Origin of the sequence: Paraburkholderia monticola, from assembly GCF_001580545.1 — a bacterium.
Taxonomy (GTDB): Bacteria; Pseudomonadota; Gammaproteobacteria; order Burkholderiales; family Burkholderiaceae; genus Paraburkholderia; species Paraburkholderia monticola.
Genome location: NZ_LRBG01000037.1, coordinates 424377 through 445890, shown reverse-complemented (window position 1 = coordinate 445890; position 21514 = coordinate 424377). Strand labels below are relative to the sequence as shown.

Annotated in this window: 13 protein-coding genes; 11 read left to right on the top strand and 2 right to left on the bottom strand. The window is 61.9% G+C overall.

The window, feature by feature from the left end; all coding sequences use genetic code 11:
* Positions 1-624: 624 nt before the first annotated feature.
* The gene (locus CI15_RS26015) at positions 625-2625 is read right to left on the bottom strand and encodes an esterase/lipase family protein (RefSeq protein ID WP_338152559.1); all 2001 of its coding nucleotides are present in this window, start codon (positions 2623-2625) and stop codon (positions 625-627) included.
* Between the two features lie 1362 nt (positions 2626-3987).
* Between CI15_RS26015 and CI15_RS26010 the strand changes: the two genes are divergently transcribed.
* From CI15_RS26010 to CI15_RS25980, 7 genes are all read left to right on the top strand, one after another.
* On the top strand, positions 3988-5118 hold the full coding sequence (locus CI15_RS26010; RefSeq protein WP_241495930.1) for an efflux RND transporter periplasmic adaptor subunit: 1131 nt from the start codon (positions 3988-3990) through the stop codon (positions 5116-5118).
* A complete protein-coding gene (locus CI15_RS26005) occupies positions 5115-8174 on the top strand; it encodes an efflux RND transporter permease subunit (protein WP_062133212.1) in 3060 nt (1019 codons plus the stop codon). Before CI15_RS26010 ends, CI15_RS26005 begins: the two co-directional genes overlap by 4 nt.
* Positions 8171-9667, top strand: coding sequence for an efflux transporter outer membrane subunit (locus tag CI15_RS26000; protein ID WP_062133209.1), 1497 nt, complete (start codon positions 8171-8173; stop codon positions 9665-9667). The genes CI15_RS26005 and CI15_RS26000 overlap by 4 nt, the downstream gene beginning before the upstream one ends.
* A gap of 573 nt (positions 9668-10240) precedes the next feature.
* A complete protein-coding gene (locus CI15_RS25995; protein WP_062133207.1) occupies positions 10241-11245 on the top strand; it encodes a dienelactone hydrolase family protein in 1005 nt (334 codons plus the stop codon).
* A 555-nt stretch (positions 11246-11800) separates the two neighbouring features.
* Positions 11801-13237, top strand: a complete 1437-nt coding sequence (locus CI15_RS25990; RefSeq protein WP_062133204.1) for a basic amino acid/polyamine antiporter — start codon at positions 11801-11803, stop codon at positions 13235-13237.
* 68 nt (positions 13238-13305) lie between these two features.
* A complete protein-coding gene (locus tag CI15_RS25985; protein ID WP_062133201.1) occupies positions 13306-14733 on the top strand; it encodes a basic amino acid/polyamine antiporter in 1428 nt (475 codons plus the stop codon).
* A gap of 51 nt (positions 14734-14784) precedes the next feature.
* Positions 14785-15351, top strand: a complete 567-nt coding sequence (locus CI15_RS25980; RefSeq protein ID WP_241495929.1) for a Fur family transcriptional regulator — start codon at positions 14785-14787, stop codon at positions 15349-15351.
* Here the strand turns inward: CI15_RS25980 and CI15_RS25975 are convergent.
* Positions 15344-16240 (bottom strand): LysR substrate-binding domain-containing protein, encoded by an 897-nt coding sequence (locus CI15_RS25975; protein WP_062133195.1) that lies wholly within the window; start codon positions 16238-16240, stop codon positions 15344-15346. The genes CI15_RS25980 and CI15_RS25975 overlap by 8 nt on opposite strands.
* 151 nt (positions 16241-16391) lie before the next feature.
* On the opposite strand from CI15_RS25975, the gene CI15_RS25970 reads away from it, so the two are divergent.
* The 4 genes from CI15_RS25970 to CI15_RS25955 all read left to right on the top strand — a co-directional run bounded on the left by CI15_RS25970 (position 16392) and on the right by CI15_RS25955 (position 20705).
* Positions 16392-17573 carry a M20 aminoacylase family protein gene (locus CI15_RS25970; RefSeq protein ID WP_062133192.1) on the top strand — a complete coding sequence of 394 codons (1182 nt, stop codon included), beginning with the start codon at positions 16392-16394 and terminating at the stop codon, positions 17571-17573.
* Positions 17574-17651: 78 nt separating this feature from the next.
* Complete coding sequence (locus tag CI15_RS25965; protein WP_062133188.1) at positions 17652-18839, top strand: porin; 1188 nt, start codon at positions 17652-17654, stop codon at positions 18837-18839.
* Positions 18840-18925: 86 nt separating this feature from the next.
* Positions 18926-20263 carry an MFS transporter gene (locus tag CI15_RS25960; RefSeq protein ID WP_082814305.1) on the top strand — a complete coding sequence of 446 codons (1338 nt, stop codon included), beginning with the start codon at positions 18926-18928 and terminating at the stop codon, positions 20261-20263.
* Positions 20264-20315: 52 nt separating this feature from the next.
* Entirely contained in the window at positions 20316-20705 is a 390-nt protein-coding gene (locus tag CI15_RS25955; protein WP_062133185.1) for a BON domain-containing protein, read from the top strand.
* Positions 20706-21514: the final 809 nt, after the last annotated feature.

The window sequence follows — 21514 nt, the reverse complement described above, 5'->3', positions numbered from 1 at the left end:
ATCGGCACATAATCCGTCGCGTGGTCGTCACCAGGCAAAAGGAGAAGGGGCCCGCGAATCACCCAGCCTACAAAATACCGCCTTTGAGTTGGCTCGGTGACAGGACCAGAGAGACGAGTGCGAACCCGCTTGACCCACAACGCGCTCCGTCACAAACCACCGCAATCGACCCCAATCGAAACGTCAGCAAACGTAGCTGACTCATCTCTACAGCCGAATAATATCGGGGGACAGAACAAATTATAGCGCGTCACGAACTAAATTTCGAAAAACGAGCGGGTATTAGCCAATACGAGCGCAAACACCTGATTCCTCGGCTGATCTCGCCAATTACCACGCCGTGAAACATATCAAAACGTCTTTGTTATATCGCAACCGATTGTTTTTAAAGCCGTTTCTCGTCCTGACCGTCCTATGTTTCACGAGAATTAGTCAAATTAGTGCCGGACGACACGCCACCCCAACGACACGGGACGCGAAGCAGGAATAGTTCGCCGCATCTCCCCCGGCCCGTAGCATTTACTACGTAATTTGTAGAGAACAATTTTTCCGCTCACCGGGGATCCTTCCAGCCTTTTAACCGCATGCCCGCCCCATCCCACCAGACCCCCGCCCAACCAGCCATCACTTCGCCAACTCCGCCTCCCCGCAAACCTCCCCGGGCTCAGCGAGCTGCGCGATATCTTCATGCAGAATCCGTCGGATCTCGAGGATCGCCTGCGGTGTTTCCTGCACGCTGTGTCCAGCCACGATCACCTTCTCCGACAGCGCGCCCGCGAGATGCGCGCTGCGATAAGGCACGACGCCATCGTTGGAATCTTCGAGCGGCCCATTTTCACGGCGTCGCGCGATGATCGAGTGGAAGCACACCTGCGGGCTGATCGGCAACTTCGATGTCGCGCGGATCAGCGGATCGGTTTCCCGTAGCTGCTCGATGCTGTTCGGCACGTGGAAAGTTTGGCCCTGCGGCTCGATGTTCGTCGCCGTCTTCATCACTTCCTCGAACTCGTTGAGCAGCGCGAGCGGCAGACGCACGAGGTTGGCTGCCCAGCGTGACAGCCGGTTGCTCGCGAACGGCGTGCCCCGATGCGGCGCCGCGATAAAGATGGCGCGCTCGACTTGCGGCATCGGCGTGAAGTTCAGTAGCCGGTTGAGCCGCTCGTCCTCGCGATCGATATCGGTGCCTTCAGGCACATACTTGTTCTCGAACGTGGTCCAGAGCTCTTCACCGGAAGTCGACACGAGCAGCCGAGCGATAACGCCGCCCATGCTGTGACCGATCAGCACCATGCCATGCGACGCCGGCGCTGTGCCCTCGGGATCGAAATGGGCGAGCGTCTGTTGCGTGGCGCGTCGGATGCGCGCGAGGTTGACGAGGATCGGCACGTTGGTCGGGTAATAAACCTGCCACACCTGGAAATGCTGGCGAAGCACTTCGTCGCCCTGGATATCGTTGGCGACATTGACCCATGCCTCAGGGCTGCTTGCGAGTCCGTGCAGCATCAGAATGATCCGTCGACCGGGGTCGAACGGCTGCATCATATAGATGCGCGGCGTATCGATGCCGCGCGAGCGCCCAAACAGCGTGCGCAACGATTGCCCGGCGAAACCCGAGCGCGCGAGCCAGATGCCATAGCCCGCGCTGAAGTTGGCCGAAAGAGGCACCGTCTGGCCGTGTCGCTCGACACTCTCTTCGCGATACGGATCGTAGACGGACAGCACGACGTCATGCGAGTCCAGCACCTGTTCGAGCGTGCCCTGGCTGAACCAGATCAATGCGGTGACGTTAGGCGACGGCATCTCGCTGAAAAAGCGCGTCGCGGGCCTCGGCCGCGCAGCGGCTGGCGGCGACTCGCCGGCTTTGAGCGCTGAGTCCGCGCCACTATCGCCGCCGGTGGTCACTCCCGTATCGCCATCCTCTTCAGGCGGCGGCACGTTCATGACTGCAACCAGTTCCGCGCCCAGACCATCGCGCCGATAAATGCTACGTATCCCAGCGAACGACAACCGCGACGCCGGGATCACTTCGCGCGGCTCGCGTACGCCCTCGGGCAGCCGAACATGGCTCAGGTCGAGATGAATGGACCACCCGGCGATGTGCAGCGTGCCGGGCTCGCCGTTGCCGCCATCGGTAGCGAGCGCGCCGCGCAGAAACAGCGCGCGGGCCAGCTCCTGCACCGCATAGTTGTAGTAGTCGCGAACCTGGGTCTGACGATCTTCGAATGCGCGTTCGCCGGCGGTGCGCTGTCCGAGGAATAGGAATGCATACGCGAATCGTGCGGTTCTGAGCCACAGATCGAATTGCGCGTCGGTCCAATCGGTGGCGTTGGCCGGCGTGTGCGTGATGGCCATCTGCAACGACAGTTCGGCGAGGCTCGACAATCGCCGGTCGGTGTTGATCGTGCCGACTGTCGAGACCGTATTGATGCAATTGAGCGGATCGCGTTGGCAGCTATTCTCGTCGAGCGCCGCGCTGCGCAACGTGTCGCGCGTCGCGGCGCTCAGCCGGCCGGTGGACAGGATATCGCCACGGCGCATCGCGATGTATTGCTCGGGGCCTTGCGTGCTGACGGTCACCATTGCGCAACCGGACAGAAGACCGCTGGCGAGCAGCGCAAGTGCCACACAACGTGGCATCCATGATGAGAGGGCACGCGTCATGATGCGGCGGACAGCTTCGTGCAATGTGGCTGGCGCGCCGCGCCGACGCCGGACGGTCTGGGAAATCACAAACCGTGCCACGTTGGATGCCTTGCGCGAACGGCCGAACACCTATGCTGCGATGGACGAAGCAACGGCATGGCTTTCGATGAATCGCCGTCTCGACGTGCGACCCGGCAGAAAGAATCGAGCGTGTCGACACGTGTGGAATGGACTTCAGTCGTGTGCGGTGCCGTACCAGTCATCGTGCTTTGGACCGTTGTCATGCGGAACGGCAGAAAGGACCCACCGGTTTTCCGGCACCGACGGGGCGCTTATGGACGGCGAACGATCAACGCTCAGGCGGCAGCTTCCGGCGTTGCAACTGCCAACGGTCTCCTCACGCAGGGTCGACGCACAGCCCGCTGCCTCATACACCGATTCGACAAATCTGAATGCGAATTATTTGTTCGCTGAGTACTGTACGCCCGGCAATTTGCTTGTGCAACCGGCGCCGTTCGCCATACCGCGCATTAGCTTCAAAAAGAAAGAATTCCGATTTAACAATCATGGCTGCGCCATTGGCGAAACAAAATTCCTTCAAACCTATAACACTTTTGCCCCGTGCACTTCGTCATTAGCACAGCAGAGTACTCACAGCGATCTTTCGTCGACCGCAGTCCAAAACATCATGGAATAAATCTATGTAGCCGCGCTAAGAATCGCAGGGCAATTGACGGACAGCACGGTGATCGGCCATGATGCCTGTGACGTACTGTGAAAGGGCACGGTGACGCACGCGTGACACTAAGAGACCACCGGTGAACTGCCTCTCTTGACAAGCAATTGTTTGGTAACTTAAATACTTTTGCAGCATGTCTCAATCGAAGAGACCCGATTGCGCTGAAATCGTCGTGCGTTTTATTGTGCTTTCCATACGGGGTGGACTCGCCAATTTCCTCAGTCTTTCATCGGCGTGACGCAGCAGTTCGGCAGTTGGACTGGATGCCTGACAGCCGAGCTCGGAACGAGTGGTCACTGTCCTTTAACCCTGCAAGGTCATCCTCTGGAACGCGAGGAACGAACATGACAGACGAAAGTGGAGCCGCGCGAGTCCCGATATCAACAACACATTGAACGACGGCGCCGCGATGACAGACGGGATGCAAGCGTTCCGCGAGTCTGACCTCGCCGTGCAAGCCACAGCGGATGCTTGATCGCGATCCACTGTTACGGACCCCTATGAATTCCTGAGCAACCTGAAGAGCACCGTATTCGCGTGGGCCGCGAACTGCGTTGCCGCCGCGTGTGCGGCATGGGTTGCGCCAGTAGTCAGCCGAGGACGTCATGAACGCAAACCGCACCGATGCACCACCGGTTCACCGATTAGCCGGAGTCGCATGGACCGGCGCATGGTCTTGCGCGTTGACCTGTGCGCTCGTGCTTTCCCTGTCGGGCTGCCAACGGCAAACCGAAACCCAGAGCGGCGAGACGAGGCCGGCCGTGCAGCTTGCCAAGGTCGAACCGGCCGACGCTTCCTCCATTCGCATTTTCACCGGGCGGGTCGAACAGACCAGCATCTCGCCGCTCGCCTTCGAGGTATCGGGCCGAGTCGTGCAGATCGCGGTGCTCGAAGGTGCGTCGGTGAAACGCGGGCAGTTGATCGCGCGTATCGATGAAGAGCCCTACAAGCTGCAGCTGCAACGCGCGAACGCACAATATCAACAGTTGAGCGATAACCTGAAGCGCCAGGCGGTATTGCGCAAGGACGGGATTCTGTCGCAGGCTGCCTACGAGCAACTGTCGGCTTCCACGGACGCCGCGCGGGCGGCACGCGACATGGCGAGCCGCGACCTGCGCAATACGCAGCTCACCGCGCCGTTCGACGGCCGGATTGCTCGCCGCAACATCGAGATCCAGCAGGTCGTGCAGGCGGGGACGCCTGCGTTCAATCTGGAAAACATCGGCCGTGTCGATGTCGGCGTCGATCTTCCGCAGAGCATCGCCGAGCGGCTGTTCGTCGACAAGACGCTCAGAGCCGAAGCATGGCTGCCCGAGCGGCCGCAGAACCGCTATCCGCTCGTGTTCCGCGAACGGAGCACGCAGACTTCGCCCACTTCGGCGGCCTACCGCCTCGTGTTCTCGATCGAAGGACCGCAAAGCGCGATGCTGTTTCCCGGCATGGCGTTGCGCGTGCAGATTTCCGACACGGCGCGTCAGGTCGCGCAAAACGGCAACAACGGCTACTTCGCGATTCCGATCGCCGCGGTGTCGATCGCCGCGGACGGCCAGCGCAATCTGTGGCGCTACGATGCCGCGTCCGGCCGCGTGCACGCGGTGCCGGTCAACGTGCGCGAAATCCGCAATGACGATGTGGTCGTCGCGGGTGCCGTAGCCGAGGGCGACCGCGTCGTGGCAGGCGGATCGCAGTTCATGAAAGAGGGAATGGCAGTCCGTCCGATGGATGCACCTCAATGAATCTCGCGCGCCCCCTTATCGAAAAGCCGCTGATCGCGTGGGTTCTGACGATCATCTCGCTGTTGGGCGGTATCTTCGCGTACTTCAACATCGGGCGGCTCGAAGACCCGAAGTTCACGATCAAGACCGCGGTCGTCGTGACGCTGTATCCCGGCGCGAGTGCGCACGAGGTCGAGCAGGAAGTGACGGACAGACTCGAAAGCGGGATCCAGCAGATGCCGCAGGTCGAGAAGCTGACCTCGCGTTCGACGCCGGGTTACTCTGAAATCCGCGTCGAGATTCGCGACCAGTACACGTCGGCGCAATTGCCGCAGGTGTGGGACGAGTTGCGCAAGTCGGTCTCGGATGCACAGGTACGGTTGCCACCGGGCGCGGGTCCGACACTCGTGCTCGACCGTTTCGGCGACGTCTACGGGATGTTCTATGCGCTGACCGGCGAGGGCTACACCCAGGCGCAACTGTTTGACTACGCGCGCGAACTGCGCCGCCAGCTGTTGACGCTCGACGATGTGTCGGACATCGTGATCGCCGGCGAGCAGCAGGAGCAGATTTCGGTCGACGTCGACCAGTCGCAACTGATTGCCAACAACCTGTCCACCGACGATCTCGCGCAGACACTATTCGTGCAGAACGAGGTTCGGCCTGCGGGCCGCGAACGCGTCGGCGATCTGTCGTTGCGGATTGCGCCGACGGGCTCGCTGGATTCGCTGCAGGCCATCCGTTCGCTGCCGGTCAACAATACGCCGGGCCCGCTGCTGCTGGGCGACATCGCGCGCGTGAGCCATGGCTATGCGACGATCCCGAACCACGTCATCCACTACAACGGCGAGCCCGCGATCACGATCGGTATCAGCGCCCGGCCGCGCGTCAACGTGGTGAGGGTCGGCGAGGAGATCAAGGCGAAGCTCGCGGAGCTGGAGCGTGACCGCCCGATCGGCATCAAGCTGCACTCGCTCTACGATCAGCCGCAGGTCGTCGACGAGAGCGTGCGCGGTTTCATTTTCGACGTGTTCCTGTCCGTGGCGATCGTCGGTGTCGCGCTGGGTATCGCGCTCGGCTGGCGCGCGGGCGTCGTGCTGGGCGTCGAGCTGTTCCTGTCGATCCTCGGCACGCTGCTGGTCATGTACGGGGCAGGCATCGAGCTGCAGCGTATCTCGCTCGGCGCGCTGATCATCGTGATGGGGATGCTGACCGACAATAGCATCGTGGTGGTCGAGGGCATGCTCGTGAAGGTGCAGCGCGGCATGTCGCATCTCGAGGCGGCGACCGAAATTCTCAAAGCGAACCAATGGCTTCTGCTCGCGTCGACCATCGTCGGGATTCTGGCTTTCTCGGGCATCGGCCTGTCACCGGACGCGGTCGGCGAATTCTGTGCGTCGCTGTTCGCTGTGGCTGCGATTTCGCTGCTATTTAGCTGGGTGATTGCCATCGCGCTGACGCCGCTGTTCGGCACGTATCTCTTCAAGGCCGCCGACATCATCGATGAAGACCCGTTCAAGGGGAAGCTGTACAAGCGTTACGGCGAGGTGTTGTCATGGGTTACCAGACAGCGCGTGGTCGTGGTCATCGGCCTCGTCGTGCTGACGGTGCTCGCCGGATGGGCGTTCCGTTTCGTCGAGCAGAGCTTCTTCCCCGCGTCGACCACGCCGATCTTCTATGTCGATATGCGTTTGCAACGCGGGGCGGATATTCGCGCGGTCGTCGAAAAGAGCCGCGACGTGGAAAAGGTGCTGCTCAAGCACGCGGACGTCACCAACGTGCAAACGTATATCGGCGGGGGAGCGACGCGTTTCTTCCTCGTCTACGATCCCGAGACGCGCGATCCGGCCTACGCGCAGTTCATCGTCGGCGCGAAGAATCAGAACCTGATCGACGACATGATTCCGGACATCGAAGCCGACCTGAAGAAGCGCTTCCCCGAGCAGCACTGGACGGTCACGCGACCCAACTTCGGTCCCGGCGGTGGCGCGGCTATTCAGGCACGCTTCTCCGGACCCGATCCGGTCGTGCTGCGCCGGTTGTCGCAGGAAGCGCAGAACGTGCTCAAGGCAGACGGCCGCATCATCGCGATTCGCGACGACTGGGAGACGCCGATCAGCATCGTGCGGCCGGAATTCGACGAATCGCGTGCGCGCTCGCTCGGGGTCACGCGCCGGCAGGTCGCCGATACGATGGCTTATGCAACCGAAGGCCTGCGGGCTGGCATCTATCGCGAAGGCGATCAGTTGCTGCCAATCGTGCTGCGCTCGCCCGACTACACGCGCGGCGTCGCGGGTCTGCAGGACCTGCAGGTGTTCAGCACGGGGCTGCGCCGTTACGTGCCGCTCGGCGACGTGGTGAACGGCTTCACGGTCGGTACGGAGGAAGGCCAGATTGCGCGCGAGAACCGGATCCGCACGCTCACGGTTTCGGCCAACCCGATCTACGGACAGAACAGTGTCGCCGCGTTCAACCGCATACGCTCCGGCATCGAGAACATCAAGCTGCCACCCGGCTACAGCTTCGAATGGGGCGGCGAGCACGAGTCGTCGACGCGCGCGCAGGAGAGCCTGTTCCGTCAACTGCCACTCGGCTTCATCGCCATGGCGCTGATCGTGATGATGATGTTCGGCCGCCTGAAACCCGCGCTCGTCGTGCTGCTCGTGGTGCCGATGTCGATCTGCGGTGTGACGCTCGGTCTGCTTCTGTTCCGCGGCGCCTTCGGCTTCATGGCGCTGCTCGGTCTATTGAGTCTGTTTGGCATGCTGATCAAGAACGGAGTCGTGCTCGTCGAAGAGATGGATTCGCAGATCGCCGCGGGCGTGCCGCGCATGCAGGCGGTGACCCACGGCGCGATGAGCCGACTGCGGCCGGTGGTATTGGGGGGCGGCACGACGGCACTCGGCATGGCACCGTTGTTGTGGGATCCTTTCTTCAAGGACATGGCGATAACGATCATGGCGGGCCTTGCTTTCGCCACCGTGCTGACGCTGGTCGCCGTGCCGGCGCTGTATGCGATGCTGTTCTCGATCAAGCAGGCGGAATGGGAGCCGGGTCAACACCCGGAAGCAAAATGATCCGCGCGCGCCCTTATCTTTTCGCCATCGCGGCCCTGTTGCTCGAAGCCGGCTGCACGGGTTCGTTGCAACTGGAAAAGCCCGCCGCGTTTCCACCGCAGTATTCGGAGGCGCAAGCGGGCGCGGCGACACCGATGTCCGCGCAGGATCTCGCGACCTGGTGGACGCAGTACAACGATCCGACGCTGAACAAACTGATCGAGCTCGCACTCGCGCACAACTTCGACATCGCCACCGCTTATGCGCGCGTCGATCAGGTGCAGGCCGGGATCAGACTCGCGCGTTCGCAATTGCTGCCGTCGGTCGGAGCAGGTGTGAGCGCCGCGAAGTATCACGGCGGCGAGACGCAGCTCGAGTTCGAGGAAATTCTCGGCATCAACAATACCGATGCGCAGTTCTGGCGTGTCGGTTTGCAGGCCCAATGGGAGGTCGACCTGTTCGGCCAGGGACGGGCGCGGCTCTCGGCGGCACGCGAGCAGGCGCGTGCGGCCGCGGGCGATGCCGAGGCGGTACGCCTGAGCGTGGTGTCGGGTGTCGCGGATCTGTACGTCACGTATCGCGGGTTGCTACGTCAACGCACGATTCTGCTGCAGAGCCGGGACATCGCGGATGACTTCGTCAATATCGCCGAAAAGAGCTTTACCGCGGGCCTCGTGCTTAGCACGGACATCGAAGCCGCGCGTGCTGGCCGCGCGCAGGTCGAGGCGCGCTTGCAGGACGTGGAGAACGGCATCGTGCAGGCGCGGTTGAATCTGCAGAACCTGTGCGGCGTGCAGCCTGCGGAATTCGCCGGCATTCTCGACGAAAGCGACAAGCTGATGACCCCCCTGCCGAACATCGAACCGGGTCAGCCCGTCGATCTGCTGATGCGGCGCCCGGACCTGATCGCGGCGCAGGCGCGCGTGAACGGCGCGGTCCGGCAGTCGGATGTCGCGCGGCTCAATTACTGGCCGACCATCTCGCTAAGCGGTCTGCTCGCACGCAATGGTTGGGAGATCGCGGGTCAGAGCCTCGGGCCCAGCACGTTCTGGCTATTCGGCGCGGCGATGGCGATGCCGTTGATCGATTTTGGCGCGCGACGCTCGCAGGTGGAGTCGTCGGATGCGCAGGCTCAGCAGGCGATGTTCACCTACGAAAAGACCGCGCTCGGCGCGTTTTATGACGTCGACCGTGCGTTGGCGCGCTTGAACCGGCAGGACGAGTTGTTCAAGGCGCGCAATGAAGAAGTCACGCGGCGCACCACGCAGTTGAGCCAGGTGCAGCGCCGCTATCAGCTCGGCGACACGGGCCGCGTCGATATCGATCAGGTGCGGGTTGCGCTGCTCGAAAGTCAGTCGTCGCAGGCGCGGGAAGAGGTCGGCAAACTGCAGGCGCAGTTTGCTCTGTTCAGGGCGATGGGTGGCGGCTGGTTGGCCAATCCGCCGGCCGTTGCGAACACGCCAACGCCGGCGGGACCGGCGCCCGCCACCGCGAATGCGCCGGCTTCGCAGTGAGACGAGCGAGGTCTACGCGGATTTCTTGTTCGATGGAGTTCCTTCGGTTTTACGACGCTGGCCAGCCGATTGATTGCGCTTTCAAGAGGGCACGCCGTTACCGCGACGCCGTTCTTCTAGACATCGGTCCTTAAACGGTGAAGCTGAAGTTAAGCAATGCTTCAGCCTTCAAATGGCTTGTCGCTACGAACTGTTGGCGGATTCCGAATGGGATTCGAAGGCATCGTGTAGCGCAATCGAAACTATGCTTACAGAAAACTTGATCGAGGGCTTTCTGTTTGTCTGCGCCGCGTACTCTATGAAGCTACGCTTTTCGCGAAAATCGAGGTCGTTGCCCGGAATGCGTCACTTCTAATCCGGGGTTGACTGGTCGTCAGGTACGCAAAAATCAGCAAAAGAAAATTCGTCCTGCTTTACCAGTTCCCGTTTCCCGGTTTGTGTTTCAATGCGTCCGTTTTGGTGTACGGAGGGCCCCGCTTTGCCTGTCTGACGGAGAGCGCAAGTTGATAGCGGGATAAATGACGTGTCTCAGTCACGTCATTGCCGTGACAACAGGTTATCGAGGAATCTGCCATGACCAAGACCGGATGGTGCAGCGCCTGGTTTCGGCGAGGTCTTCTCGCATTCTGCATACTGGCCTCAGCGTTTTCTCGAGAGGCAGAGGCGCAGGTGGCCAGGATGGAAGTCATTCCGTTTGAATCATTGACGCTGACGGACCAGGAGTTCCTGACGGGACGCGAAGACGGCAAGCCAGTGACTATCGCCGGTGAGCTGCGCCTGCCACGTGCAGGCACCGAGCGATTCCCACTCGTCATCCTCCTCCATGCTTCCGGCGGGATAGGCGGATATCTCACGGACTGGGAGCAGGAATTCCTATCCATGGGCGTCGCGACGTTCGTTATCGACAGCTTCACGAGCCGCGGCATCGTCAACACGAACAATGACCAGTCACAGCTTGGCCGACTTGCCCAGACCGAGGACGCCTACCGAGCGCTCGCGCTGCTGGCGAAGCATCCGCGAATCGACTCTAGCCGCGTGATGCTGATGGGCTTCTCCAGAGGCGGTCAAAGCGCCCTCAACGCCAGCATGATGCGGTTTCAGAAGGTGCACCTTTTGTCATCGGAAGCCCGCTTTGCTGCGTACGTCGCGCTCTATCCATCCTGTAACTATTCCTATAGCGACGACGATGACATATCCGCGCAGCCGGTCCGGGTGTTTCAGGGAACCGCGGATGACTACGTTCCAATCGAGGCGTGCCGCGCCTATGTGCAGAGGTTGAAGGCCAGAGGAAAGGACGTGCAGTTTATTGAGTATCAAGGGGCAGGCCACCTTTTTGATGGGCGGGCATTCAAGACTCCTATGACGCTTCCACAAGCGCAGGCGACGCTGAATTGCCAGTGGCAGGAGGGGGAAAACGGTCAACTTTTCAATGCCGCCACCCGACAGCCTTTTTCGTACAACGACCCTTGCGTCAAACGCGGTGCCACCCTTGCATATAACGAGAAGGCCGCGACCGAGGCGAGGAAGGCGGTTATCGAGTTCGTCGCAGCTACGCTCAAACCGGTTCATTCTCCATGACTTCAGCGTCGGGTGTATTTGCATTGAATCCACCTCGAATCTGCATTGCGTAATCAACAAGTACGACTGCCGACAACAATGTCGCTCCGCACTGTTCGCGAGTGCGGCGATTCCGTTCCCAGCGGGCGACACAATAACCGCGCGGGTATAAGCGAACTTGTCGAAGAAAGCTCGGACAGCTGACAATGTTCAGGTCCCGGTTGCCTTTCCGGAGATAACGCGCAATCTTGACAACGAACACCCGCATGGCGACGCTCGCGGGCGATGGAGAATGCGCCCGCTGTTGAGAAAGGCGTTGAAAATCACTTATGATGACCGTCAAGGTTGACATCGCATGCGCGCCGCATGGCATCGATGCGTAGCAAGCGTACTGGCGTCTCAAGCAATAGAACATGAAGATGATCTGCCGGAAGCTTCCGCTAGCGATTGAACAGTCCGCTACACGAAAGGCCGGTGGCTTCAGTCGGTAGGGCTAACGGGAGTGGCGCAACGTAAGCGTGCCTGCCCCGCGTGAGTTCCTCTCTGGAAGTAAGCAGCTTCTCTGAAGGGTGGACGATGGCAACCCAGCTCGAGACAAAACTGTCGTTGCCCGCATTGACCGCGATGGTCGTCGGCTCAATGGTGGGCGCAGGGATTTTCTCGTTGCCGCGCAATTTTGCGCGCGCGACCGGACCGTTCGGCGCGGTCATCGCATGGACCGTGGCGGGCATCGGCATGTATGCCCTCGCGCGCGTGTTTCAGGCGCTTGCACAGCGGCGGCCCGAGCTCGATGCCGGCGTGTTTGCCTATGCACGAGCGGGCTTCGGCGACTACCTGGGCTTTCTATCGGCATTCGGCTACTGGATGGCCGGCTGTTTCGGCAATGTGTCGTACTGGGTGCTGATCAAGTCGACGCTCGGCGCTTTCGTTCCCGCATTCGGCGATGGCAATACGGCGACGGCGATCATTGTCTCGTCGGTCGGCATCTGGCTGTTTCATCTGGTGATGCTGCGTGGCGTGCAGCAGGCCACGATGATCAACACGATCGTCACGGTCGCGAAGGTGATTCCGATCGTGTTGTTCATCGTGATACTGATCGTGCTGTTTCGCGCCGACATGTTCCGCGCGAATCTGTGGGAAGGCAGCGATCAGATCGGCGTGGGTCTTTTCACGCAGGTGCGCGCGACGATGCTCGTCACCGTGTTCGTGTTCGTCGGCATCGAAGGTGCGAGCGTGTACTCGCGCTACGCGAAAAAGCGCTCGGACGTCGGCGCGGCGACGATCACCGGCTTCGTGGCGGTGCTGTGTCTGCTGGTGCTGGTCACGCTGCTGCCCTACGCGAGCTTGCCGCGCGCCGACCTCGCGGTGATGCGCCAGCCGTCGATGGCCGCGGTGCTCGGCGCGCTGCTCGGCCCATTCGGCGTCGTGTTCATCAGCGCCGGTCTGATCATTTCGATCCTGGGCGCGTATCTCGCGTGGTCGCTGATCTGTGCCGAGGTGCTGTTCGCCGCCGCCCGTCTCGAGACCATGCCGCGCATCTTCACGCGACAGAACGAGCACAAGGTGCCCGTCGCCGCGGTGTGGCTCACGAGTAGCGTCGTGCAGATGTTCGTGATCAGCACGTACTGGTCGACCGATGCGTTCGCGCTGATGCTCAACCTGACCAGCTCGATGGCGCTGATTCCTTATTTTCTCGTGGCCGCCTACGGCATCAAGGCCGCGCGACACGATAGCGGCCAGGATGGCGGCACCTTGAGCGGGGCGCTGCGCACCGAGTATTTCGTCGCGATGTTCGCGACGCTGTACACGGCCTTTCTGCTGTTCGCGGGCGGTCCGAAGTTTCTGATGCTATCGGCGATGCTCTATGCCCCCGGTACGGTGCTGTACGTGGTGGCCAAACGCGAGCGCGGTTTGCAGGTGTTTTCGAAAGTCGAGTGGGTTATCTTTGCCGTCGCGGCTTGCGGCGCGATTGCCGCGTTGATTGGCCTCGCGACCGGCACGATTGTCATCTGAGCGGTCGATCATCGTAGCCGCACAAGGGCGGCCGGATCGGAACGTGTTCGCGGGAGAGCGATCGCAGCATGGACAAGCGCGTCAGACTTTCAGCAGCGGGCCTGATGGCGATGGTAATCGGCTCGATGGTCGGGGTGGGCGTATTTTCATTGCCGCAGGCGCTCGGCAAGTCGACCGGCGTGGTCGGATCGTTGATCAGCTGGACCATCACCGGCTCCGGCATGCTGATACTCGCGCTGATCTTTCAACGGCTCGCATGGCGCAAACCCGAGCTGGACGTCGGCGTCTATACGTATGCCCGCGTCGGCTTTGGACGCTATACGGGTTTTCTGTCGGCGTTCGGGTACTGGTGCGCCAGCTGCCTTGGCAACGTGGCCTATCTCGTGTTGATCAAATCCGCGCTCGCGATCGTCGTGCCTTCATTCGGCGCCGGCAATACGCTGAGCGCGATCGTCAGCTCCTCGGTGATGATCTGGGTGTTCCACTTTCTGATTCTGCGCGGTGTGAAGGGTTCGTCGATAGTGAATGCGTCGATGACGGTCGCCAAGTTGTTCGGGCTCGCGCTGTTCGCGGTGCTCGTGCTAGCCAGCTTCAGGTGGCAGCTGTTCGTCGCGAATCTGTGGACCAGTCCCGAGCCATCGACGGCAGGTCTGTTTGCGGAGGTGCGCAAGACGATGTTGGGTACGGCCTTCGTGTTTCTCGGCGTCGAAGGCGCGAGCGTTTATTCCCGGCATGCGCGCGAGCGGCGCGATGTCGGCGTCGCGACCGTGCTCGGCTTTTTCTGCGTGCTGGCGTTGATGGTCATCGTCACGTTCCTCTCGTATGGCGTGTTGCCGCTCGAGCAGTTGGGCGCGCTGAAAAATCCGTCGATGGCCGGCGTGCTGAGTGCCGCGGTCGGCGCCTGGGGCGCGGTCGTGGTCAAGCTCGGCCTGCTGCTATCGGTGCTGGGTTCCTATCTCGCGTGGACGCTGCTCGCCGCCGAAATTTTGCACGCGGCGGGCCAGAGCCGCACGATGCCCGCGTTTCTGGCGCGAGAAAACCGCAACCACGTACCGGTCGCCGCGTTGTGGATGACGAGCCTCGTGATCCAGGGGTTCCTGATCGTGACGCTGTTTTCAAAAGAGGCATTTACGCTGGCCAAGGAGTTCACGACGTCGATGAGCCTGATCCCGTATCTGCTCGTTGCCGGCTATGGGGTGAGGCTCGCGTCGAGCGGCGAATCGTATGCGGGGCAGCCGTGGTCGCGGCGCGTCGATTTCGTGCTCGCGCTGGCGGGTTGCGGCTACGCACTGTTTCTCGTGTATGCGGGCGGCCTGCACTATCTGCTGATGTCCACCGTGCTTTATACGGCGGCGACCGCGTGGTTTTACCTCGCCGAGCGACGCAAGGGGAAACGGCCGGTGTTTACGCTGCGGGAACGCTGGCTATTCATCGTTGTCCTGCTCGCCGCGCTAGTCGCGTTCGTGGATCTCGCGCGCAATCATTTTTCGGCTTAAGGCTCCCTTAAGGAACCGCCACACATAGTCTGGCCTCGCGCCGATTGCCCTGTGAGCCACGGCAATGGCCGTCGCGAACACTTCCTTGCATCGACCGGCAACCGCGGACAACTCACCTTCTATCGTTGGTCCCGCGTTGCCACCACCACGTCCATGAACATGCACCGAATTCTGGAGCGAGCCGGGTTGCGGCCTACGCTTCCCCGCGTCCTCGTGCTCGAGTTTTTCCATCAGCACCCGCACGAGCACTTCAGTGCGGAGCAGGTCTATAAGCGTCTGAATGGCGACACGCGCAACATGAGTTTGGGCACCTTGTACCGCGCGCTCGGCTTGCTCGTCGAAAGCGACTTGTTGAGCAGCGTCGCGTTGGGCGAGGGCTGCATGGTGTATGAGTTGAACGACGGCAAGCCTCACGATCACATCATCTGCACCGCGTGCGGCGGTATCCGCGAGTTCTTCGACGAGCAGATCGAGGCGCGGCAGCGAGCCGTTGCGGATCAATTCGAATTCGAAATGGCGGGGCGGCAACTGGTGCTGTTCGGCCTGTGCGCCGAATGCAGGAAAGGCCGTATGCAAAGCCAGGATGGTGCCGGGAAGCTAAGCCGACGCCTCACATGATCGCGGCCTCGCGAATGCAACGGATGAAATAGTCGGCCGGGCGCGTGTGAATCGCGCCTTCGCGCTGCATCAGATGAAGCCTCGCGGCGCGCGTGGTTTCGATGAAATCGAGCCGCTTCATGTGTCCGATCGTGTTGACGAGTTCGAGCGTGTGCGAAGCCCAGGCCATCACCGCGTCGATACTGAGCGCGAGGCTGTACATCAGCGATTGCGACGTGCAGCGCGTGATCCGGCGCGGCACCGGCAGGCCGTGACGGTTGAACAGATCGGTGACGAACTGCGGGTATTCGTCGGTGGTATCGGAGTGCACCCATTCGGCGTCGCTCAGATCGGCGAGCGAGGTGGCGCTGGCGAGCGCGCCGTTCGCGCGCACCGCGAACGCCAACGGATAGCTCAGGAGTTCAGAACATTCGATCGCCGAATCCGCGGACGATTCCGTGACTGCGGCGACCGCGAAATCGAGCGAACCCTGGCGCAACTGATCCTGCAGCTTCGTCGCGTGAAACTCGAGAAATTCCACCGTGATATGCGGCATGTGCTGGCGAAACCGCGCGTAGGCATCGGGCAGCAGCGTGAGTGCCGCGAGCGGCGTGACACCGACCGCCACGCGGCCTTCCTGCGCGCCTCGTTCCATCGCCATCTGCTGCTCGGCGCGCCCCAGTTCGCCGACGATCAACCGCGCATGCCGCAACAGCGATTCACCCGCGCGAGTGAGCGCGACGCCATTCACGCTGCGGCCGAATAACGACATGCCGATATCGGTTTCCAATTCCCGGATGGCTTTGGTAACGGCCGGCTGGCTGACGAACAGCGCTCGCGAAGCGCCGACGATCGTGCCATGATCCGCGACGGCAACCAGCGCGCGCAGTTGATGAAGCTTGATGGCCATTAACCTTACCTCAGGGTAAATACTATAACTAACGGTTATTGGGATAAAACTTTATCATGTTTTTATTCGCCGCCGCTCTCGTAGACTGGCTCCCAATTCGCGCCGTGCTTGATCAGGCGCTTGTCACACGGGTCTGTCAGAGGAGACGGCGTTGTCCCACAACATCAATATCGATCCCGCGATTCAGGAGCAGGCGGCAGAGTTCGTCGAATTGCGCCGGCGCATTCATTCGCACCCGGAACTGGGATTCGAAGAAGTCGAAACGAGCCGGCTCGTCGCCGAAAAACTCAAGGCCTGGGGTTATGAAGTCACCGAGGGCATCGGCGGCACAGGGGTGGTCGGCCGTCTGAAGCTCGGCGATGGCACCCGCGCGATCGGCATTCGCGCGGACATGGACGCGCTGCCGATCATCGAGGATACCGGTCTGCCGTACGCGAGCAAGGTGCACGGCAAGATGCATGCATGCGGTCACGACGGCCATACGGCGATCCTGCTGGCCGCCGCGCATTACTTCGCGCAAACGCGCCGCTTCAACGGCACCTTGAACCTGATTTTCCAGCCGGCCGAGGAGGGGCAGGGCGGCGCCGCGCGCATGATGGAAGAGGGTCTGTTCGAGCGCTTTCCGTGCGATTCGGTGTACGCGCTGCATAACGCGCCGGGCGTGCCGGTCGGTATGTTCATCGTGCAGGAGGGTGCGATGGCCGCATCGGCCGATCTCGTGACGGTCACGCTGACCGGCAAGGGCATGCACGCCGCGATGCCGCATCTGGGCCGCGATCCCGTGGTCGCCGCCGCGAGCATCGTGATGGCGTTGCAGACGATCATCGCGCGCAACGTGCCGCCGGCCGACGCCGCGGTGCTGACCGTCGGCGCGATCCAGGCCGGCACGGCGCACAACGTCGTGCCGAACACGGCGACGATTCTGATGACGGTGCGCACGCTCAGCACCGAGGTCCAGGACCTGATCGAAACCCGGCTGCGCGAAATCGTCGAGAGTCAGGCCGCCAGCTTCGGCGTGAGTGCGCAGATCGACTATCAGCGGGTCACGCGTGTGCTGATGAATACCGCCCTGGAAACCGCGCGCGCCCGCGAAGCGGTCGCCGCGGTGGTCGGCGCGCAGAACATCCTGCCGCTGCCGCCGGGCATGATGGGCGGCGAGGATTTCTCTTGGATGCTCGAGAAAGTGCCGGGCTGCTACGTCGCGCTCGGCAACGGCCACGAGGGTCATGGCAGCTGCATGATCCATAACCCTGGCTACGACTTCAACGACCAGGCGCTGCCGATCGGCGTCGCCTACTGGGCCACCCTCGTCGAGCAATACCTCACAGCCTGAACTTCGCTTGATTCGCGTTTCGCCGACCCGGCCTGCTGCCGGGCCGGTGGCCAGACTTCGTCCATATCGGGGATTCACATGAAATATAAAAAGACCGTTTGCGCCGCGGCCGTGGCGCTGATGTCTCACGCGGCCTGGGCCGACTCGTATTTGCAGCAATGGTTGTCCGCGTGGCCGTCGATGGAAAGCGCGGTCCAGCAGAACGGCGTTCAGTTGTACGGCGCCGTCGACATGGGCCTGAACTTCCAGAGCGTCAGCGGCACCTCGAAGTGGCAAACACAGAGCGGCGGCGTGCATACGTCGCAATTCGGGTTGTTCGGCCGCGAAGATCTCGGCGGCGGCCTGAAGGCGGAATTCAACCTTGAAAACGGCTTCATGGCGAACAATGGATCGTTCGGCACCAGCAACACGCTATTCGATCGCGCCGCGTGGGTCGGCCTGAACTCGGCGACGTGGGGCGTGGTGCGCTTCGGCTTGCAGCCGACCGCGAACCTGCCGCTAGTCGTCGACCCGTTCGGCGAAGTCGCGACGAACTCGGTCGTCGCGTGGCTCGCCGGCGGTGCGGTGCAGACGCCGAAGGGGATCGGCTACAACGCGGACCTCGGGCCCGGCTCGAGCCAGGTGCTGGTGCGTGCGAACAACGCGGCGACGTGGACCACGCCGCGCATCATGGGCTTCGGCGCAACGTTCCTGTACGCGTTCAACAATCAGGCTGGCGTGTCGCCGAACGCGTCGAACCAGGGCGTGGTCGCGTCGTGGACGAACGGCACGTGGTATCTCTCGGGTGCGTATAACCGTGTATGGAGCTCGCCGGTCGAGACCTCGGCCGGCGTGCAAACCGTGCGCAACGACATCTACGGCGCCTCCGCGATCTACGACGTCGGCAGCTACGTGCTGTCGGCCGCGTTCACACAGGTGGCGCCGAAGCTCGAAGGCAACGGCATCGCGCGCTCCTACATCCTCGGCGCGACGGTGCCGTGGGGACGCCATGCGGTGCGCGCGTCGGTGGTTTATCGCGACACCTCGGGCGTGCGCGACAGCGCCGGCGATCCGGCCAAGGACTCGGCGCTCGGCGTGATGCTCGGCTATGACTATTCGCTGTCGAAGCGTACGTCGCTGTATGCGCGCGCGGGCTTTATCCGCAACTACGGGATTTCGAGCGTGATCCTGAACAGCAATCCGTTGCCGCTGCAGCCGGGTACGGCCTCGCCCGAACTTGGCACGACGCCGATGACGGCGTCGCTCGGCATCTATCACCTGTTCTGAGTCGAGGCATGGCGGTCGGCGCGCGCGCGGCGCCGCCCGCCAGCTGTGTTGCTCGCTCGTTCCTTCGTCTCTGATGAGTCCCACGCATGAAGACCACCAGCTCATCCGTTGCACCGCTGCCCGATGTCGTCGTGTCGAAGGCAGCGTCGACTGTTGCATCGCGCGACGTGCCGCGTGCGGCCACGCGTCGCCGGGTCATTCTCGCGACCTCGCTCGGCAATGCGCTCGAGTTTTTCGACTTCACCGTCTACAGTTTTTTCGCGGCGCTGATCGGCAAGCTGTTCTTTCCGGTGGGCGGCTTGCATGGGCCGCTGCTGCTGTCGTTCGCGACGTTCGGCGCGGGCTTCGTGGTCAGACCGATCGGTGGCGTCGTGATCGGCGCGTATGCGGACCGGCGCGGCCGCAAGGCCGCGATGACGCTGACCATTCTGATGATGGCGCTCGGCACGGCGATCATCGGTCTCGCACCGACCTACGCGCAAATTGGCGTGGGGGCGCCGCTGCTGATCGTCGCTGGCCGGCTGATTCAGGGATTCTCGGCGGGCGGCGAAGTGGGCGCATCGACGACGTTCCTGATGGAATCGGCCACGCCGGGTACGCGCGGCTATCTGGTGAGCTGGCAGCTCGCGAGCCAGGGCGCCTCGGCGCTGGCCGGCGCGCTGTGCGGGATGCTATTGACTCACGCGTTGACGCCTGCCGCGCTCGAAAGCTGGGGCTGGCGTGTGCCGTTTCTGCTGGGTCTGCTGATCGGCCCGGTCGGGCTGTATATACGCAGCCATCTGCATGAGACGCTGCATGCGATGAGTGACTCGCCCGAGGGCGCGACCGTGGTCACGCGAGCGCGCTACGACGTGCGCCGCATCGTGCTTGGCACGCTGCTGATGATCGGCGGTACGTCGTCGATGTACATCCTCGTGTTTTATCTGCCGGCGTGGTTGACGCGCTTCGCGCATGTGTCGGGAGCGGCGGCGTTCTTGCCGAGTGGTCTCGCGGGACTCATTCTGACCGTTGCGTCGCCGTTCTGCGGCAAGCTGACCGACCGGTTGAAGTCACGCAAACCGTTGCTGTTCGCAACGGGCATCGCGAGCGTGCTGGCGCTCTATCCGGCCTTCGCGCTGATGTTGCACGTGCCGGTGCTGCCGTCGATTCTTGCGGCCGTGGCGCTCCTGATCAGCCTGTGGGTGCTCGGAAATCCGGCTGGCTTCCTGCTGTTGCTCGAAGGATTTCCGCGCGAGATGCGTGGGCGTTCGCTCGGGATTATCTATAGCGTCGGCGTGACGCTGTTTGGCGGCTTCGCGCCGTTCGTGGTGACGTGGCTGATTGGCGCGACGGGCAGCCCCTATGCGCCGGTCTGGTACATGAGCGCGTGCGGTCTGGTCAGTCTCGGCGCGCTGATCGTATTCGACGAGCGCATTACCGATTAACCGCCGGAATCATCGTCGATGTGATCCGGCTAAAAGACAACAGGAGAACGAAATGAACGCAAAAAAATTATTGAAGCTGCTTGGTGCGAGCGCGGTCGTGTTCGCTTGCCTGAACGCGCAAGCGCAACCGCAGGCCGGCGGATCAGTCCCGGCGGTACAGGCTGCGGCGGGCTCTTCGCCAACCGCAGCTGAATCCAAGGCAGCCAACAAGCAGCTCGTGCGGGACGTACGGCGCGCATTTAGAGGCGCGCGAAGTCAGGGCTTGCGCTCGAGCAACATCACGGTGCGCGCGAACAACGGCGTCGTGACTTTGACGGGCAGTGTGCCGAGCGCGGAGCAGGTCGATCTCGCCACCAATATTGCGAAGGGCGTACCCGGTGTTCAGTCGGTGACGAGCCGCGTCGCGGTGCGCAAGGAATTCAGCACGCGGGGCAGCAATTAACGGTTGTCGGTTTGAATGGCCCGCTAGTGCGGGCTTGCTCACGCCTCGTAATTTGATTCCTATCGGGCGTGGCGCAAATTCGGTTGTCGCAATGGACATGATGGCGATGTCCGCCACCTATCTGTCGGCGCTCGGTCCGGTCAGACCAGGCCGGGCCGTGCTGGGGGCGCCGATGAGGAACTGCGACGCGTCCGACGGGACCAGATCTTGACTGGAGGACGAGATTGCGACTCTCCGTGAGGTGTGCACGCGACCCGTGCAGCCTGGTCACCTGGAAAATGCCCCCTCCTCGCGACGCGGCCGACGTACGCGGCGCTTGCAAGCGGGTACGGAGGTTACCTTGATCAAAGTGCCCAGATGCTCAGACGAGACATATCGGACTTTGCTGACTTCTTTCCTTTTTGACCTTTCCTACAATCTGCCACAGTCCTACGTGAGGATGTTTGAGTTCCTCGCTGACGAATGCGTTGCGCAATTCCTTCCCATTCATTGTTGATCCACGCTACGTCGCATGGGAAGAATTGTTTGGTTCCTAAAAACGCACGACGTCCCTGTTGAATTCTTATTGATTTAATAAAAATAAGAATACTCAACTTCTTTAAGGCCAAATCGGCCCGGGGAATAGTTAAGACATTTTTGATGTATGCAATTCAGATCCCACCGATTGCTACGCCGACGTGATGGGTTCTGCACGTTATCTGCTTTCATCAGGGGCAGCAGCGTAGTGCATTGAATACGTCCTGCTCATTAGCGGGCGCCAGGACTTCGAGCTATGCGCCAAAAGCCATGTTGGGTTTGAGGGTTGTTGG

Excerpts from the sequence above, each read along its gene's own strand:
- CI15_RS26010 (WP_241495930.1), top strand. The coding sequence starts at position 3,988 with ATGAACGCAAACCGCACCGATGCACCACCGGTTCACCGATTAGCCGGA.
- CI15_RS26005 (WP_062133212.1), top strand. The coding sequence starts at position 5,115 with ATGAATCTCGCGCGCCCCCTTATCGAAAAGCCGCTGATCGCGTGGGTT.
- CI15_RS26000 (WP_062133209.1), top strand. The coding sequence starts at position 8,171 with ATGATCCGCGCGCGCCCTTATCTTTTCGCCATCGCGGCCCTGTTGCTC.
- CI15_RS25995 (WP_062133207.1), top strand. The coding sequence starts at position 10,241 with ATGACCAAGACCGGATGGTGCAGCGCCTGGTTTCGGCGAGGTCTTCTC.
- CI15_RS25990 (WP_062133204.1), top strand. The coding sequence starts at position 11,801 with ATGGCAACCCAGCTCGAGACAAAACTGTCGTTGCCCGCATTGACCGCG.
- CI15_RS25985 (WP_062133201.1), top strand. The coding sequence starts at position 13,306 with ATGGACAAGCGCGTCAGACTTTCAGCAGCGGGCCTGATGGCGATGGTA.
- CI15_RS25975 (WP_062133195.1), bottom strand. The coding sequence starts at position 16,240 with ATGGCCATCAAGCTTCATCAACTGCGCGCGCTGGTTGCCGTCGCGGAT.
- CI15_RS25965 (WP_062133188.1), top strand. The coding sequence starts at position 17,652 with ATGAAATATAAAAAGACCGTTTGCGCCGCGGCCGTGGCGCTGATGTCT.
- CI15_RS25960 (WP_082814305.1), top strand. The coding sequence starts at position 18,926 with ATGAAGACCACCAGCTCATCCGTTGCACCGCTGCCCGATGTCGTCGTG.
- CI15_RS25955 (WP_062133185.1), top strand. The coding sequence starts at position 20,316 with ATGAACGCAAAAAAATTATTGAAGCTGCTTGGTGCGAGCGCGGTCGTG.